This window comes from Pseudomonas coronafaciens pv. oryzae str. 1_6, assembly GCF_000156995.2.
Lineage (GTDB): Bacteria > Pseudomonadota > Gammaproteobacteria > Pseudomonadales > Pseudomonadaceae > Aquipseudomonas > Aquipseudomonas tremae.
On the sequence record NZ_CP046035.1, the window covers coordinates 4,222,086 to 4,240,464 of the forward strand.

13 protein-coding genes are annotated in these 18,379 nt (G+C 58.0%); all 13 read left to right on the forward strand.

Annotation, left to right across the window (positions count from 1 at the left end; all coding sequences use genetic code 11):
• Nucleotides 1-139 precede the first annotated feature (139 nt).
• The 13 genes from yaaA (at nucleotide 140) to POR16_RS18980 (ending at nucleotide 18,146) form a co-directional block, all read left to right on the forward strand.
• The gene (gene yaaA, locus POR16_RS18920; RefSeq protein ID WP_005891347.1) at nucleotides 140-919 is read left to right on the forward strand and encodes a peroxide stress protein YaaA; all 780 of its coding nucleotides are present in this window, start codon (nucleotides 140-142) and stop codon (nucleotides 917-919) included.
• Between the two features lie 806 nt (nucleotides 920-1,725).
• A complete protein-coding gene (locus POR16_RS18925) occupies nucleotides 1,726-3,042 on the forward strand; it encodes a nucleotide sugar dehydrogenase (protein WP_005891346.1) in 1,317 nt (438 codons plus the stop codon).
• A 101-nt stretch (nucleotides 3,043-3,143) separates the two neighbouring features.
• The gene (gene alg8 / locus POR16_RS18930) at nucleotides 3,144-4,625 is read left to right on the forward strand and encodes a mannuronan synthase (RefSeq protein ID WP_005891345.1); all 1,482 of its coding nucleotides are present in this window, start codon (nucleotides 3,144-3,146) and stop codon (nucleotides 4,623-4,625) included.
• Nucleotides 4,626-4,665: 40 nt separating this feature from the next.
• Nucleotides 4,666-5,838, forward strand: a complete 1,173-nt coding sequence (locus POR16_RS18935; RefSeq protein ID WP_005891344.1) for an alginate biosynthesis protein Alg44 — start codon at nucleotides 4,666-4,668, stop codon at nucleotides 5,836-5,838.
• A gap of 2 nt (nucleotides 5,839-5,840) precedes the next feature.
• Entirely contained in the window at nucleotides 5,841-7,253 is a 1,413-nt protein-coding gene (algK, locus tag POR16_RS18940) for an alginate biosynthesis TPR repeat lipoprotein AlgK (protein ID WP_005891343.1), read from the forward strand.
• On the forward strand, nucleotides 7,250-8,731 hold the full coding sequence (locus POR16_RS18945) for an alginate export family protein (RefSeq protein WP_005891342.1): 1,482 nt from the start codon (nucleotides 7,250-7,252) through the stop codon (nucleotides 8,729-8,731). The genes algK and POR16_RS18945 overlap by 4 nt, the downstream gene beginning before the upstream one ends.
• 26 nt (nucleotides 8,732-8,757) lie before the next feature.
• Nucleotides 8,758-10,365: a mannuronan 5-epimerase AlgG gene (gene algG, locus POR16_RS18950; protein ID WP_054990409.1), complete on the forward strand. Its 1,608-nt coding sequence runs from the start codon at nucleotides 8,758-8,760 to the stop codon at nucleotides 10,363-10,365.
• A 14-nt stretch (nucleotides 10,366-10,379) separates the two neighbouring features.
• Nucleotides 10,380-11,819: an alginate O-acetyltransferase AlgX-related protein gene (locus tag POR16_RS18955; RefSeq protein ID WP_005891338.1), complete on the forward strand. Its 1,440-nt coding sequence runs from the start codon at nucleotides 10,380-10,382 to the stop codon at nucleotides 11,817-11,819.
• 8 nt (nucleotides 11,820-11,827) lie between these two features.
• Entirely contained in the window at nucleotides 11,828-12,964 is a 1,137-nt protein-coding gene (locus tag POR16_RS18960; protein ID WP_005891336.1) for a mannuronate-specific alginate lyase, read from the forward strand.
• Between the two features lie 187 nt (nucleotides 12,965-13,151).
• Nucleotides 13,152-14,708, forward strand: coding sequence for an MBOAT family O-acyltransferase (locus POR16_RS18965; RefSeq protein ID WP_005891335.1), 1,557 nt, complete (start codon nucleotides 13,152-13,154; stop codon nucleotides 14,706-14,708).
• Between the two features lie 10 nt (nucleotides 14,709-14,718).
• Nucleotides 14,719-15,894: an alginate O-acetyltransferase gene (locus POR16_RS18970; RefSeq protein WP_005891333.1), complete on the forward strand. Its 1,176-nt coding sequence runs from the start codon at nucleotides 14,719-14,721 to the stop codon at nucleotides 15,892-15,894.
• Nucleotides 15,895-15,906: 12 nt separating this feature from the next.
• A complete protein-coding gene (locus POR16_RS18975) occupies nucleotides 15,907-16,575 on the forward strand; it encodes an alginate O-acetyltransferase AlgF (protein WP_005891331.1) in 669 nt (222 codons plus the stop codon).
• Nucleotides 16,576-16,694: 119 nt separating this feature from the next.
• Nucleotides 16,695-18,146 carry a mannose-1-phosphate guanylyltransferase/mannose-6-phosphate isomerase gene (locus POR16_RS18980; RefSeq protein ID WP_122381134.1) on the forward strand — a complete coding sequence of 484 codons (1,452 nt, stop codon included), beginning with the start codon at nucleotides 16,695-16,697 and terminating at the stop codon, nucleotides 18,144-18,146.
• Nucleotides 18,147-18,379: the final 233 nt, after the last annotated feature.

Consider the following 18,379-nt stretch of genomic DNA (forward strand, 5'->3'; position numbering starts at 1 on the left):
GGCTTCTTATGTCGAGATCCATACAACGCGCACCTGCATGACATCACTGACAATGCATCATCGACCATCGCCATCGCCATCGCTGGAGTCATGGGTCGTCAACCCCTAGAATCGCAGGACGATCAAAGGAGACGACTTCATGCTGATGGTGATTTCCCCAGCGAAAACCCTCGATTTCGAGACGCCACCCACTACCGCACGCTTCACTCAGCCACAGTATCTGGAGCACTCTCAAGAGCTGATCACTCAGTTGCGAGAGCTGACCCCCGCGCAGATCGGTGAACTGATGCACCTGTCCGACAAGTTGTCCGGGCTGAACGCAGCACGCTTTGGCAGTTGGGACCCGGCCTTCACCCTCGACAATGCCAAACAGGCGCTGCTGGCGTTCAAGGGTGACGTCTATACCGGTCTGCAGGCCGAAACACTGAGCGATGCGCAACTGGACTATGCCCAGCATCACTTGCGAATGCTGTCAGGCCTTTATGGCCTGCTGCGCCCGCTGGACCTGATGCAGCCCTATCGCCTGGAGATGGGAACAAAGCTGGCCAACGCCCGGGGCAAGGATCTTTATGCGTTCTGGGGAACAAGGATCAGCGAATGGCTCAACGAGGCACTTGCCGATCAGGGCGATGACCTGCTGCTGAACCTGGCGTCCACTGAATACTTCTCGGCCATCAAACGTGCGGCGCTGAAGGCGCGGATCATTGACACCGAGTTCAAGGATCTGAAAAACGGCCAGTACAAGATCATCAGCTTCTACGCCAAGAAAGCACGCGGCATGATGAGCCGCTTTGTTATCGAAGAACGGATCAATACGCCGGCTGCACTAAAGGAGTTTGACGTGCAGGGCTATCGTTATAGCAGCGAACAGTCAACCCCCGACAAGTTGGTGTTTCTGCGAGACACTGCTAACCACTAACGCCGTCAAAAATGTGTAACAGGCTACTGTTACACAGCCTTGATCTGCTGTTCCGCGCCCGCTGACGACAAGTTAGTGACGCCAAGGAATCGTCAAAACAACGCCTTCATGCAACGTGTCTTTTTTTCGTGAAAAAATAATCAATTTTTTTAAGTAGTGGCCTTTTAGCTTTTCGCTGTAGTAGCACTTACGCCCTCTGCCCGCTGCGCCCCCTGCAAAATAAGGCTTTGGTAAAAATTCACCACGCCTTGTCTACGTCTTTGTCACGGGGTTGATACATCAAAATCTGCAAATCAGGACGAGTGGCCCGGAACTAAATACGAATTCATGCGCTCCTACATCCCGTAACAATTCAGGGCTAACCTGTAAGAGATCACTTACAGGTGGGCAGAAAATCGGAAAGTTACTGACAGGGACGCATGATCTTCCGGGTACCCGGTATCTGGAATCAGACTCACATCACTAGTTGATGTTGGTAGACAGGCGACGCCGAACGGGTGGCATGCGCAGGATCCGAGAGGGACGCTACGGCTCTGGCCGGGGCTTTCCAAGCGAGGTCCGCCATCGATCGTCAGACAAGGAGTGGTTTACTGCATCCAAGGAGAGCAGGGCCCTGCCCGCCGGACAGGACACTTGCCGCTTGCACTTAGTGTCATTTGAGTTCGCCTCGTTTGTTTGGGCACTCACTCATTAACTCTGCCTGTGTTAGTTGAACGGTTTATAAGCCGTGTGCACTGACGCGTGATACCTGCTGGCAAAAATTTATATCCAGCCACTTAATGGCGTGAAAAATCGAGGAGAATACGATGCGTATCAGCATATTTGGTTTGGGTTATGTCGGTGCCGTCTGTGCCGGTTGCCTTTCTGCACGCGGTCACGATGTAGTGGGCGTGGATATCTCCAGCACCAAGATCGACCTGATCAATAACGGCAAGTCGCCTATCGTTGAACCAGGCTTGGAAGAACTGCTGCAAAAAGGCCTTGCTACCGGCAAGCTGCGCGGTACTACCGACTTCGCAGAAGCCATTCGCGCCACCGACCTGTCGATGATCTGCGTCGGCACGCCTAGCAAGAAGAACGGCGACCTGGAACTGGATTACATTGAATCCGTGTGCCGCGAAATCGGTTATGTCCTGCGCGACAAATCCACGCGTCACACCATCGTTGTTCGCAGTACTGTACTGCCGGGCACTGTCGCCAATGTGGTTATCCCTATCCTCGAAGACTGCTCTGGCAAGAAAGCCGGCGTTGATTTCGGCGTGGCGGTAAACCCTGAGTTCCTGCGCGAAAGTACCGCCATCAAGGACTACGATCTGCCGCCAATGACCGTCATCGGCGAATTTGACAAAGCCTCGGGCGACGTCCTGCAATCGCTGTACGAAGAACTCGACGCGCCGATCATCCGCAAGGACATCGCCGTTGCCGAAATGATCAAGTACACCTGCAACGTATGGCACGCCACCAAAGTGACCTTCGCCAATGAAATCGGCAACATTGCCAAAGCCGTAGGCGTCGATGGCCGTGAAGTAATGGACGTGGTCTGCCAGGACAAGGCTCTGAACCTGTCCCAGTACTACATGCGCCCAGGATTCGCATTCGGCGGTTCCTGCCTGCCGAAAGACGTTCGCGCCCTCACCTACCGTGCCGGTAGCCTGGACGTTGAAGCCCCTCTGCTCAACTCGCTGATGCGCAGCAACACGTCGCAAGTGCAGAACGCTTTCGACATGGTTGCAAGCCACGATTCGCGCAAGGTTGCACTGCTGGGCCTGAGCTTCAAAGCCGGTACCGACGACCTGCGTGAAAGCCCGCTGGTAGAGCTGGCCGAAATGCTGATCGGCAAGGGCTTCGACCTGAGCATCTTCGACAGCAACGTTGAATATGCACGCGTTCACGGCGCCAACAAGGACTACATCGAATCCAAGATTCCGCACGTTTCGTCGCTGCTGAATTCGGACTTCGATCAAGTCATCAATGACTCTGACGTCATCATCCTGGGCAACCGCGACGAGCGTTTCCGCGCCCTCGCCAACAAGACCCCTGAAGGCAAGCGTGTGATCGACCTGGTGGGCTTCATGTCCAATGCCACCACCGAAGACGGTCGTGCCGAAGGTATCTGCTGGTAAATCAGCCGCAAGCCACAAGCGCCAAGCTCCAGGCCACAAGCTCAAGCCAACTGCTTGCAGCCTGGGGCTTGAGGCTTGCAACTGACTTAGGGATACAGATTATGCAGAGGCTCAAGCACGGCCTGTTACAGGCCGCCGGTTGGCTGTTCTATCTGAGTTTATTAATGGGCATTGCAACTGCATTGCCAACCAGTATCTTCGACTCACAGTCGAAGAACTTTATCTTCCTGATTGGCGCCGTCGGCATCTGGCGCTACTCGATGGGGATCACGCACTTCGTGCGCGGGATGATCTTTCTGTACATCGTCTACCCTCACTTGCGCCGCAAGGTACGCAAGCTGGGCAGCGCTGCAGACCCCTCGCACGTGTTTCTGATGGTCACCAGCTTTCGTATCGACGCACTGACCACCGCTCAGGTGTACAACTCGGTAATCCGAGAAGCCATCGACTGCGGACTGCCGACCACCATCGTCTGCTCGCTGGTGGAAATGTCCGATGAGCTGCTGGTCAAGAGCATGTGGGCGAAGTTCAACCCGCCGGAACGCGTCAAACTGGACTTCGTACGAATTCCGGGCACCGGCAAGCGCGATGGCCTTGCCTACGGCTTCCGCGCCATTTCGCGTCACTTGCCCGACAGCCGCGCGGTTGTTGCAGTGATCGACGGTGACACCGTGCTCAACGAAGGTGTGGTTGCCAAAACCGTGCCCTGGTTCCAGCTGTTCGACAACGTCGGCGGTCTGACCACCAACGAGTTCTGCGAAGTGCGTGGCGGCTACATTATGAGCGAGTGGCACAAGCTGCGTTTCGCTCAGCGTCACATCAACATGTGCTCGATGGCCCTGTCCAAGCGCGTGTTGACCATGACTGGCCGCATGTCGGTATTCCGCGCCACGGTGGTCACCGACCCGGAGTTCATCGCCGACGTGGAAAGCGATTCGCTCAACCACTGGCGTCTGGGCACGTTCAGGTTTCTGACCGGTGACGACAAGTCCAGCTGGTTCAGCCTGATGCGTCTGGGCTACGACACCTTCTACGTGCCGGATGCGGCGATAAACACAGTCGAGCACCCGCCCGAGAAGAGCTTCCTGAAAGCCAGCCGCAAACTGATGTATCGCTGGTACGGCAACAACCTGCGTCAGAACTCGCGCGCACTGGGCCTGGGCGTTCGTCGTCTGGGGATTTTCACCAGCATCGTGCTGTTCGACCAGCGTGTGTCGATGTGGACCTCCATTCTCGGCCTGACCGTCGCCATCATCGCCAGTTTCAAATACGGCGGCGCGTTCCTGCTGATGTACCTGCTCTGGATCGGCATGACCCGTCTGATCCTGACCATGCTGCTGTCCCTTTCAGGACACAGGATCGGGCCTGCCTACCCGATAATTCTCTATTACAACCAGATCGTCGGCGCCCTGATGAAGATTTACGTCTTCTTCCGCCTGGACCGCCAGTCCTGGACGCGCCAGGACACAAAACTCAGCCGCGACATGGCCAGCTTTCAGGGCTGGTTCAACACGTGGTCGTCCCGAACCATGACTTTCTCGGCTGGCACCATCTTCGTCGCCGTGCTGTTGACGATGGTTTGACCGGGCCAACGGATTAATTGCTTAAGTAGGAAAAATAGCCATGAATACAGCCGTGAATGCGAACGTCGTACATGAATCCGAAGCACAGCGCCAACACGCCCGGATCAAGATTCCTGCCAAGCTGCGCCTGCTGAATGATCAGCCGAACGCGCCGCTGGTGCGCATCGAAGACCTGTCAGCCGGTGGCCTGAGCTTCGTTGCTCCAGCAGGGCAGAAATTCACTGAAGGTCAAATTGTAAAAGGACGCCTGCAGTTCATCATCGACAACCTTGGCCTGGCCATGGACGTCGATCTACAGGTTCGCTCCATAGACAACGCCAGTAATCGTATCGGTTGCCAGTTCCAGAACCTGGAGCCTCAGGACATCGCTACCCTGCGTCACCTGATCACTTCGCACCTCTCAGGCGAAGTCGTTACTCTGGGCGAAGTACTCGCTACGCTGCAGCGCGACAACTTCACCAAGGCGCGCAAGGTCAAGGGCAAGGACGGCGGCATGTCGACAATGGGACGTCTGCGCGCAGTCACCTTCAGCCTCGGCGTGTTCATTGTCGGTCTGGCTGCTTTCGGCTTTATCTTCAAAACCGTCTACGGCCTGTATTTCGTCAGCCACGCTTCGGCCGGTCTGGTGTCGATTCCAAGCATGGATGTAACCATGCCACGTGAAGGCACCGTGCAGAGCCTGGTCGGTCCGAATGGCGAAGCCACCAAAGGCGCGCCACTCGCAACCTTCAACACCAGCATGCTGGAAATGCTCAAGGGCAGCCTGACCGGTGAAGACCTGCAGCCAGCCAAGATCGAAGAGCTTTACGGCAAGCAAATGAGCGGCACCCTCACCAGCCCATGTGATTGCGTTGTCGGTCGCCAGCTGGTTGCCGATGGTCAGTTCGCTTCCAAGGGTCAGGTCATCTTCCAACTGGTCCCACGCAACGCACCGGCCACAGTGGAAGCACGCTTTACCTATCGTCAGTTCAACGACGTCAAGCCAGGCACCCGTGTGAGCTTCCAGATCGCGGGCGAAGACAAGCTTCGTACCGGCAAGATCATCAGCAGCACCAACCTGAGCGATGCCGACCTGTCTACCGACATTCGTGTGCAGATCCAGCCTGACGAAACCCTGAGCAGCGCGCTGGCCGGTCGTCCTGTAGAAGTTGTCAGCGATCGCGGCCCATCCGTGAACTGGCTGCTCGACAAAGCCATGGCTGCGGGTCTGTAACCATGAACAGCCCACTACGACGCCTGTCGACCCCCACGCTATTGAGCCTCGCCGTCGCGCTCGGCCTGAGCGGCTGTGCCGGCCTGCCTGATCAACGCCTTGCCAATGAAGCCCTGAAAAACGGTGACACTGCGCTGGCGGAGCAGAACTATCGGCAGCTGGCGGACCTGGGCTACAGCGATGCACAGGTCGGTCTGGCCGACATTCAGGTGAACACTCGCGACCCGGCCCTGCTCAAGCAGGCCGAGGCCACTTACCGCGCTGCGGCAGAGACTTCGCCTCGTGCGCAGTCGCGCCTTGGCCGGTTGCTGGCGGCCAAGCCCGATGCAACTGAAGCTGAACACCGCGAAGCCGAACGCCTGCTGAAAAAAGCATTCGCCAATGGTGAGTCCGGCACCCTGATCCCGTTGGCCATGCTGTACCTGCAATACCCGCACACGTTCCCGGAAGTGAATGCGCAGCAGAAAATCAGCGAGTGGCGCGCGGCAGGTTACCCGGAGGCCGGTCTGGCTCAGGTACTGCTGTACCGCACTCAAGGCACCTATGCGCAGCATCTGGATGAAGTCGAGAGCATCTGCAAGCAGGCGCTGTCGGCGACTGACATTTGTTACGTCGAACTGGCCACGGTCTATCAGACGCGCGGCCAGGCCGAACAGCAGGCTGCACTGATCGAAAAACTCAAGAGCGAACATGCGGCAGGCCGCGTCAACGCTCAACGAGTGGACAGTGTCGCGCGCGTACTGGGCGACTCCACGATCGGTACACCGGACGAGAAAACCGCCCAGCAATTGCTGGAAGGCATCGCGCCGGGCTACCCGATTTCCTGGGTGACGCTGGCCAAACTGCTTTACGACTTCCCCGAACTGGGCGACGTCAACAAGATGATGGAATACCTGAACAACGGCCGTGCCGCAGATCAGCCCCGCGCCGAACTGCTGCTGGGTCGCCTGTATTACGAAGGCAAATGGGTCACACCTGACGCATTCAAGGCCGAAGAACACCTCAAGAAAGCCACAGCGACTGAGATCTCCGCCCATTACTACCTGGGTCAGATCTATCGCCGCGGTTACCTGGGCCAGGTCTATCCACAAAAAGCTGTGGACGAACTGCTGACCGCCGCACGCGGTGGCCAGAACAGCGCTGACTTCGCCCTTGCGCAGCTGTTCTCGCAGGGTAAAGGCACCAAACCTGACCCCGTCAATGCCTGGGTATTCGCCCAGATGGCACTGGCCAGCCAGACCCCGCAAGCCACCGAGCTTGCCGAAGCCCTCAACACCCAACTGCCGCCTGAAAAGCTTGCCACCGCCAAAGATCTGTTGGCGCGCGAGCAAAAAGTCCGGGGCGCTACCGCCACTCAGAACGCGATGGCAGCGCAAGCCCTGCAAGAAGAAAAAGACGGTGAGGAAGCATTATGAAGTTGAATCCCCTGATGGCCGCCGGCATGGGCCTTGGCTTCACCCTGTTGTGGGCCTGCCCGACGCTGGCAGCGCTGACCGAACAACAGAATTTCGGTATCGAGATCAAGGCCACGGCACAGGCCGAGGATGATCGCGATCTGGGCACCCGTTCGGGCGGCGACGTCAACGGTGTGGGTCTGGACCTGCGTCCCTGGGTATATGGCGAACGCGGCGACTGGAGCGGTTATGCCATGGGCCAAGTGGTCACCGCCACTGACATCATTCAGACCGACCCGCTGGAGCAGAGCAACGCCGACGGTAGCGGTACGCAAACCTCGCGCGGCACTGCCAGCGAGCGTGAGACCGACAAGACCTACGCCGCACTGCGTGAATTCTGGATTGGCTACAGCGGCTTCACGCCCTACCCTGGCGAGATCCTGAAAGTCGGTCGCCAGCGTCTGCGCAATGATGACGGCCAGTGGCACGACACCAACATCGAAGCCATCAACTGGTCGTTCGACACCACGCTGCTGCGCGCTGAACTGGGTGCCGCCCAGCGTTTCAGCGAATACCGCACCGACCTGACCGAGCTGGCGCCTGACGATGAAGACCGCAAGCACCTGTTCGGCTCGGTGAGCTACCAGTGGACACCTGGCCATTGGGCCGGTATCCGAGCGCACCACAGCGCTGACGACGGCAAGCTCAAGTCGCAAGGCCAGGTGCTCGACGACCTGGACAAGACCTCGAATGGCGATCTGACCTGGGTCGGCCTGCAAGCTGACAGCGATGCCTACAACTATCGCAACAACACCCATCAGCTCAACTATTGGGGCAGCCTGACCTGGCTGGACGGCACGCGCGACGAAATCGGCGTGACTTCCGCAGCCAACGACCAGTTCATCGCGGGCCAGAAGAACAGCCGCGACATGAACGGCTGGGCCACTGACCTGGGCCTGCGCCTGCGTCTTGACCCGCAGTGGCAAGTCGGCGCGGCCTATTCGCGCGCCAGCAGGGATTACGTCCAGAACGGTCTGGAAAGTAACCGCTCCAACTGGACCGGCACACGCTCGCGCATCCATCGCTTCGGTGAAGCCTTCCAGGGCGAAATGGCCAACGTGGAAACCGGTTCGCTGTTCGCTTCCTGGCAGATGAACGAGGAATACGACGCGTCGCTGATCTACCACAAGTTCCGTCGTGTGGACGGCAACACCGGTATCGGCGGTTCGGGCATCAACGCGGTAAACGACAATCAGGACGGCACGTTCAGTTCGCTGCCACTGGAAGACGGAAGCAAGGACCTGGGTCAGGAGATGGACCTGGTTGTGACCAAGTACTTCAAGCAAGGTCTGTTGCCAGCGGCGCTCAGCCAGTCGTTCGATGAACCTTCGGCCCTGGTGCGTTTGCGCGCAGGTGTCTTCAAGCCCGGCGACGCCTATCAGAACAACGTGGACAGCTACATGCACCGCGCTGTCGTCGACGTCATCTGGCGCTTCTGATGCGAACCGCCAAAGGAGTGCCAGAGATGAACAGTCAAGCTAGCAACGGGCGCAGCCGCAACTGGTCACACGCCCTGCTCGAAAGCGCAGTGCTGACCAGCGCCCTGCTGATGGCCAGCAGTCTGGCGCTGGCCAATGCGCCTGTCGTACCCGAGACCCCGAAGCTGGTCAAAGGGCTGCAACAGGCCAAGACCTACACCATCACCAGCCCGCCCACCGCGCCGCTGGAAATGGCCAAACCGGTGCTGCCGGACCTCAGCGGCTACACCGCCGAGGCGGCACTGAAGAAGATCGTGCGCAACAAGCCGGGCAAGGTCACTGTCTCGCGGATGATGGAAGAAACCGGCCTGAAGGAATTCATCGGCGGTGACAACAAGATGACTGAATGGGTGGCCCGCCAGAAGGGTATCCCGCAGGCCATCATGATTTCCGACGGCTACGTGAGCCTGCAGGACCTGGCGAAAAAGGTCCCGAAACAGTTCCTCAACGAAGTGTCGCCGGGTGTCTACGTGGCGCGCCTGCCGATTCTCGTCAAAGAGACCGGGATTTTCGAGATCGACAGCAAGACCAAGGAATTGCGTCTGTCTCAGGAAAAGGGTTCGTTCATTGTCAGCGAAGGCAAGATGCTGATCACCCACACGCAGGTCAACGCCTGGAGTGAAACCCGCAACGGCCTGGCGACCTATCGCAAGCCCGACGAGTTTCGCCCGTTTCTGTTGACTTGGGGCGGCTCGGAAACCTGGATCGCCAACACCAAAATGGCGAGCATGGGTTACAACCAGAGCAAGTCGTACGGCATCAGTATTTCCCAGTACACGCCTAACACTGCGAAGGTGCTCAAGCGTCCCGAGCCAACTGGCTGGATCGTCGACTCCGAGTTCTCGGACATGTGGTACGGCTTCTACTGCTACGAAACCCGCGACTTCGTGGTAAAGGGCAATACCTACCGCGACAACATCGTGTACGGCATTGACCCGCATGACCGTTCACACGGTCTGATCATCGCCGAGAACGACGTTTACGGAACCAAGAAGAAGCACGGGATCATTATTTCCCGGGAAGTGGACAACAGCTTCATCTTCCGCAACAAGAGCCACGGCAACAAATTGTCCGGCGTGGTTCTGGACCGTAACAGCGTCGGCAACATCGTCGCCTACAACGAGATCTATCAGAACCACACTGATGGCATCACCCTGTACGAAAGCGGCAACAACCTGTTGTGGGGCAACCGCGTCATCGCCAACCGCCGCCACGGCATTCGCGTGCGCAACAGTGTGAACATCAAGTTGTACGAAAACGTTGCCACCGGCAACGGCCTGATGGGCGTGTATGGCCACATCAAGGACCTGAGCGACACCGACCGCGACATCGAGCTCGACCCGTTCGACGCCCAGGTGTCGCTGATCATGGTGGGCGGCGAACTGGCCGGCAACGGCTCTGGCCCGCTGTCCATCGACTCGCCACTGAGCGTCGAGCTGTATCGCGTCTCGATGCTGATGCCGACTAAAGAAGTGGGCATCAGCCTCAACGGCATCCTCGGTGATCGCCAGGACGAAATCCTCGACCTGCTGGTACGCCAGAAGAAAGCCGTATTGATCGACCCCGTCGAAAGCCAGACCGAGCTGCGGGAATGAGGAAGGGTATTGTTATGCACGCACATCTGATCAAGCTGTTGAGCCTGTCCAGCCTCACCGCCGCGCTGATGGCCGCCGCCGGTGTCGCTCGCGCGGACGACTCGCAAGCGCCGACCTTCAAGGCCGAGCCATGCTGCAGCCTGTGCCCGGCCGCGCACGACGCAAAAAACTACGTCTCGCGCTATCAGCAGAACTTCACCACGCTGATCCAGGCGCAAGGTGACTGGCTGTTCCGTACCCAGGAAGACCTGCGTACAGAATTCGACACGTCGCCTTCCGGCTACCGTCGCATGAAAGAACTGCACGATGCGTTCAAGAGCAAAGGTGTTGAACTGGTTGTGGTCTATCAGCCGACTCGCGGTCTGGTAGATCGCAACAAGCTGTTCCCGGCAGACCGCGACAAGTTCGACTACGACAAGGCATTGAGAAACTATCAGGCCATGCTCGGTCGGTTCAGCAAAATGGGCTATTGGGTGCCTGACCTGGCGCCGTTGACAAACGAACAACAGGCGCACGACTTCTATTTCCGCGGTGACCAGCACTGGACGCCGTATGGCGCTCAACGCACCGCGAAAATCGTCGCCGAGACGGTCAAGAAAATCCCTGCGTATTCCGACATTCCGAAACGCGAATTCGAAAGCCACATCTCTGGCCGCATGGGCAAGAACGGCACGCTGCACAACATGGCCGGCCAACTGTGCGGGACCAGTTACGCCGTGCAGTACATGGACCAGTTCAGCACCGAACCCAAAGGCGAGGCGGCTGACGGTGACCTGTTCGGCGATTCCGGCAACCCGGAAATCACTCTGGTCGGCACCAGCCACAGTGGCAAGAACTACAACTTCGGCGGCTTCCTGCAGGAAGACCTAAGCGCCGACGTACTGAACGTGGCCTTCCCCGGCGGCGGTCTGGAAGGTTCGATGCTGCAGTACCTGGGCAGTGAAGACTTCCAGAAGCGTCCACCGAAGATCCTCATCTGGGAGTTTTCGCCGCTGTACCGCCTGGACCAGGAAACCATCTACCGCCAGATGATGTCTCTGCTGGACAACGGTTGCGAAGGCAAACCTGCAGTGATGAGCGCCAGCACCACCCTCAAGCCGGGCACCAACGAAGTACTGGTCAACGGCAAGAACGGTATCAAGAACATCCGCAACGGCAGCAACCAGATCGATATCAAGTTCGATGACACCTCGGTCAAAACCCTTCAAGCCAGACTCTGGTACATGAACGGCCGCCACGAGGACCTGAAAATCGAAAAACCGGAAACGTCTGATACAGACGGACGCTTCGCCTTCGAACTACGCGAAGACGAGGACTGGGCCGACCAGCAATTGCTGGCACTGGAAATCCAGGGACCGGAAGCAGGCGCAGCACCACAGAAAGTCGAAGCCAAAGTATGCAAACGCAACGTGTTCCCGAGCGATGCGAAACACAACGCTCAAGCTGGACTATGAGGTGAATTATGCAGACTCCTAAACTGATCCGCCCTACCCTGCTGTCGCTGGCAATCCTGTCATCGATGGCCTGGGCGACGGGCGCGTCCGCCGCGCTGGTTCCACCCAAGGGCTACGACGCCCCGATCGAAAAAATGAAGACTGGCGATCACAACTTCAGTTGTGCCGCCGTTCCCAAGCCGTACACCGACAAACTGGTTTTCCGCAGCAAGTACGAAGGTTCTGACAAGGCGCGTGCAACTCTCAATGCGGTGTCGGAAGAAGCCTTTCGCGACGCAACCAAGGACATCACCGACCTTGAGCGTGGCGTCAGCAAAGTCGTGATGCAGTACATGCGCGACGGCCGTCCTGAGCAGCTCGATTGCGCGCTGAACATGATGACCACGTGGGCCAAAGCCGATGCGCTGGAGTCCCGCGAGTTCAACCATACCGGCAAGTCGATGCGCAAATGGGCACTGGGCAGCATGTCCTCGGCTTATCTGCGCCTGAAGTTCTCTGATTCGCACCCGCTGGCCAATCGTCAGCAGGAAGCAAAGATCATTGAAGGCTGGTTCAGCAAGCTGGCCGATCAAGTGGTCAGCGACTGGAGCAACCTGCCGATGGAAAAAATTAACAATCACTCGTACTGGGCCGCTTGGTCGGTGATGGCAACAGCCGTCGCGACCAACCGCCAGGACCTGTTCGACTGGGCAGTCAAAGAGTTCAAGGTTGCCGCCAATCAAGTCGACAAGGACGGCTTCCTGCCCAACGAGATGAAGCGCCGCCAACGCGCATTGTCGTATCACAACTATGCCCTGCCGCCGCTGGCGATGATTGCCAGTTTCGCTCAGGCCAACGGCGTGGACCTGCGTCCGGAAAACAACGGTGCCTTGAAGCGTCTGGGCGACCGGGTGCTGGCTGGCGTCAAGGATCCTTCGATTTTCGCTGACCACAACGGCGAGAAACAGGACATGACGGACCTCAAGAAAGACCCGAAATTCGCCTGGCTCGAACCGTACTGCTCGCTCTACAACTGCAGCCCGGATGTGCTGGAAGAGAAACACGAAAAGCAGCCCTTCAAGACTTTCCGCTTGGGCGGCGACCTGACCAAGGTCTACGACCCTTCGCATGAAAAAGGCGACAAGGGCGACAACATCGGTGAGTGATGCGCCGTTGATTGCAGGTGCGGGCCTGTCGGCGAAGACGTAGCACCAGACGACGCCTGAACGAGATCAGGTCTCGTTCGGGCAGCTTCGCCGACAAGCCGTGAAGTGACGTAATTTACCCCCCTTTTTTACGGGGGGTTTGGGGGGGCTTTGAGCCCTTGAATGTTGGACCAACGGAGAGATAAGGATGGTTTTCTCATCCAACGTGTTCCTGTTCCTGTTCTTGCCGATCTTTCTCGGCTTGTACTACCTGAGCGGGCAACGCTATCGCAACCTGCTGCTGCTGATTGCCAGCTATGTCTTCTACGCCTGGTGGCGTGTGGACTTTCTGGCGCTTTTCGTCGGCGTGACGGTCTGGAACTACTGGATCGGCCTGAAGGTGGGCGCAGCAGGTGTGCGGACCAAACCGGCGCAGCGCTGGCTGCTGCTCGGCGTCATAGTGGACCTGTGCATTCTGGGCTACTTCAAATACGCCAATTTCGGCGTGGACAGCATCAACGCGGCCATGACCTCAATGGGTCTGGAACCGTTCATCCTGACCCACGTGCTGTTGCCGATCGGTATCTCGTTCTATGTCTTCGAGTCCATCAGCTACATCATCGACGTTTATCGCGGCGACACGCCGGCGACACGCAACCTGATCGACTTTGCTGCGTTCGTTGCAATCTTCCCGCACTTGATTGCCGGGCCGGTACTGCGCTTCCGCGATCTGGCCGACCAGTTCAACAACCGTACCCACACGCTGGACAAGTTCTCCGAAGGCGCCACGCGATTCATGCAGGGTTTCATCAAGAAAGTGTTCATTGCCGACACCCTGGCCGTGGTCGCCGACCACTGCTTCGCCCTGCAGAACCCGACCACTGGCGATGCCTGGCTCGGTGCTCTGGCTTACACCGCACAGCTGTATTTCGACTTCTCCGGTTATAGCGACATGGCTATCGGTCTGGGCCTGATGATGGGTTTTCGCTTCATGGAAAACTTCAAACAGCCTTACATCAGCCAGTCGATCACCGAGTTCTGGCGGCGCTGGCACATCAGCCTGTCGACCTGGCTGCGTGACTACCTGTACATCACCCTGGGTGGCAACCGCGGCGGCAAGGTCGCGACCTATCGCAACCTGTTCCTGACCATGCTGCTGGGCGGTCTGTGGCACGGTGCCAATGTCACCTACATCATCTGGGGTGCCTGGCACGGCATGTGGCTGGCGATCGAAAAAGCGGTAGGCATCAACACCAAGCCTTACAGCTTCAATGTCATTCGCTGGGCACTGACCTTCCTGCTGGTGATCGTGGGCTGGGTCATCTTCCGCGCAGAAAACCTGCACGTTGCCGGCCGTATGTACGGCGCCATGTTCAGCTTCGGCGAATGGCAGCTGTCCGAACTCAACCGCGCCAGCCTGACCGGGCTGCAAGTAGCAACTCTGGTGGTGGCCTACCTCACTCTGGCGTTCTTCGGTCTGCGTGACTTCTACCAGAACCGTGAAGCCGACAGCGGCAAGAACAGCAAGGCCGACGGCCCTGCGACGGCGCAACCGGGCACCATCAAGGCGGTTCCTGGTGATGCTCCCGGCAGTCTGCACATGCCTGGTTACACCGTGGGCAGCGAAGCCCAGGTGCAACCGGCTTATTGGGAAGCCGACTGGCCACGTTACGCCATGCGCGCGCTGATTCTGCTGTTGTTCGTGGCTTCGATTCTCAAACTCTCGGCGCAAAGCTTCTCGCCGTTCCTTTACTTCCAGTTCTGAGGAGCCTGACATGACACGTTCATTACGAATCCTCTATATCGCCATCTTCCTGGCCATTCTGCTGGTCCTGGGCGTCTGGTCGCTGCGCAGTTTCAGCACGTTCTCGACCTCGGCCGAGACCACCGTGCTTAACGGCAAATGGACCAAGGCGGCGGAAACCCATTATGACGATGAGTTCCCGATCAAGCGTCTGGGCACCAACCTCTGGGCGGCGCTGGACTTCAAACTGTTCAACGAAGGTCGTCCGGGCGTAGTGCTCGGCAAGGACCAGTGGTTGTACACCGATGAAGAGTTCGATGCGGTTGCCAATGGTGAGCAGAACGAAGCCGACAACCTGGCGCTGATCCAGGGTGTTCGCGACGCACTGGAAAAGCATGGCACTAAACTGGTCCTGGCAATCGTTCCGGCAAAAACCCGTCTGTACCCGGAACACATCGGTGACACCAAACCTGCCAGCCTGCATGTCGATCTGTATCAACAGTTCCACGATCAGGTGGCCAAGGCCGGCATCTTTGCCCCGGACCTGCTGGCACCGCTGCAGGCGGCCAAACAGCAAGGTCAGGTCTTCCTGCGTACCGATACCCACTGGACGCCGATGGGTGCCGAAGTTGCCGCGCAGCAACTGAGCGCTGCAATTGCCCGGCAAACCCCGCTGGAAGGCGAACCTGAGCAGTTCGTCACACAAGCAAAGGGAACTGAAGCTTACAAAGGCGACCTGACTACATTCCTGCCACTCGATCCGCTGTTCAGCAATCTGCTGCCCAAGCCCGACGAGCTGCAGAAACGCAGCACTGATCCGGTAGAAGGCGCTGCGGCAGGCGATGACGCCCTGTTTGCAGACAGTGATATCCCGGTGGGTCTGGTGGGCACCAGCTACAGCGCAAACCCTAACTGGAACTTTGTCGGTGCGTTGAAGCAGGCGCTGCGCAGTGACGTCGTCAACTACGCCGAAGACGGCCACGGTCCGATTCTGCCGATGCTCAAGTACCTGCAGACCGATGCGTTCAAGAACACCCCGCCGCAAGTCGTGATCTGGGAATTCCCGGAGCGCTACCTGCCGGCCCACAACGACCTTGGCGAGTTCGATCCCAAGTGGATCGCAGAGCTCAAGAAGTCGCGTGACACCCAAGAAAATGTGGCACTCAACGCCAAACAATCCGAGTCGCCCAACCGGGCGCAAAACTGAGAGGACTGACTCATGACTTTTAACACTACTGCTAACCGTTCGACCGCAAAACGCCTTTTCAAGACCTGCGCAATGGCTGCCGGTCTGGGCCTGATGTCCCTGCAAGCATTTGCTGGCGACTCCGCCCTCTACGGCCCGACTGCCCCTAAAGGCTCGACGTTCGTGCGTGTCTACAACGCCAGCAGCGCAGAAATCAGCGCCAGCGTCGGCAACACCAACCTCAACGAAGTGGCGCCACTGGGCAGTACTGCGTTCAGCTTCATGCCACAGGGCGACTACACAGCCAAGCTGGGCAGCCAGAGCCTGCCGGTCAAGCTGGCGGGTGATCACTATTACACCCTGGTCAACAACGCCAGCGGCAAGCCACAACTGGTTGAAGAACCTCCGTTCAAGAACAAGCAGAAATCCTTGGTTCGCGTTCAGAACCTGAGCGACAAGTCACTGACCTTGAAAACCGCAGATGGCAAGACCGATGTGGTCAAGGCTGTAGCGGCCAAAGGCACCGGCGAGCGTGAAATCAACCCGGTCAAGGTCAGCCTGGCGCTGTACGACGGCGACAAGAAAGTCACCGATGTGAAACCAGTGGCGCTGGAGCGTGGCGAAGCCGCCGTGCTCTACATCACCGGCAGTGGCAGCAGCCTCTCGCCAGTGTGGGTCAAGCCACCGGTCGCAACCCGCTAATACGGATTATGCCGGTCGGTTCAAGGCATCAGCGTTGAACCGGCCCGCGCGGAACAAGAACAAGACTGAAACGACAGACACCTCGTACAGCCCTAATTGAATGCTTTTGGAGAAACAAAATGATTCCAGTTATCTTGTCAGGCGGTAGTGGTTCACGACTCTGGCCGCTTTCGCGTAAACAATTTCCTAAACAGTTCCTTGCACTGACCGGCGACCACACCCTGTTCCAGCAAACACTGGAGCGTCTGGTGTTCGAGGGCATGCAGGAGCCTATAGTGGTCTGCAACAAGGACCACCGCTTCATCGTCAACGAGCAACTCGCCGCACTTAACCTGAAGACCCAGTCCATTTTGCTGGAGCCTTTCGGCCGCAACACGGCGCCCGCCGTTGCGCTGACCGCCATGAAACTGGTCAACGAAGGCAACGACGGCCTGATGCTGGTGCTGCCTGCCGACCACGTCATCGAAGACCAGAAAGCCCTGCAACGCGCGCTGGCACTGGCGACCGTCGCTGCAGAACGTGGCGAAATGGTCTTGTTCGGCGTACCGGCCAACAAACCGGAAACCGGCTATGGCTATATTAAGTCCACTGCCGATGCCCTGCTGCCGGAAGGCGTCAGCCGCGTGTCGCAGTTCGTCGAAAAGCCTGACGAGAAACGCGCTAAAGAGTTTGTCGACGCCGGTGGCTATTACTGGAACAGCGGCATGTTCCTGTTCCGTGCCAGCCGTTTCCTCGAAGAGCTGAAAAAGCACGATCCGGACATCTACGACACTTGCCTGCTGACGCTCGAGCGCAGCGTGCTGGATGACGATGCTCTTGAAATCGATGCCTCCACCTTCGCCTGCTGCCCGGACAACTCCATCGACTACGCCGTCATGGAAAAAACCCAGCGCGCCTGCGTTGTGCCGCTGTCGGCTGGCTGGAGCGATGTCGGCTGCTGGTCGTCGCTGTGGGAAGTCAATGCCAAGGATGCCAACGGCAACGTGACCAAGGGTGACGTGGTTATTCAGGACAGCCGCAACTGCATGATCCACGGCAACGGCAAGCTGGTGTCGGTCATCGGTCTGGACAACATTGTCGTTGTCGAAACCAAGGACGCCATGATGATTGCCCACAAGGACAAGGTCCAAGGCGTCAAGCAGATGGTCACCACCCTGAATGAACAGGGCCGCACCGAGACCCAGAACCACCTTGAAGTGTACCGTCCGTGGGGCTCGTACGACTCGGTAGACATGGGTGGCCGTTTCCAGGTCAAGCGTATCTCGGTCAAGCCAGGCGCCTGCCTGTCGCTGCAGATGCACCACCACCGTGCCGAGCACTGGATCGTGGTATCGGGCACTGCGCAAGTGACCTGCGACGATAACGTGTTCCTGCTCACCGAAAACCAGTCCACCTACATCCCGATTGCCTCGGTACATCGCCTGAAGAACCCAGGCAAGATCCCGTTGGAAATCATCGAAGTGCAATCGGGCAGCTACCTGGGTGAAGACGATATCGAGCGTTTCGAAGATATCTATGGTCGCTCGAATGTACTGGAAGCGGGTGTCAAGACACAGACTATCGCTCGTTGATAGGGTTTTAGCTACAAGCTACAAGCTACACAGCCTCCAGCGACTCATTGTTGCCGGGGGCTTTTTTTTGCGTGCCTACACATATTTGTAAACGGCTCGGTACTGACAGCGCTGTGAATTTCAAGTCACTGCAACCTGAAATACGCGGCGAATAGCCACTGTCATTTCTGTCAGTAGAAACCGCTCCTCATCATCTTTAGGATTGCTTGAACGTAACGGCCAGTCCCTCTCCA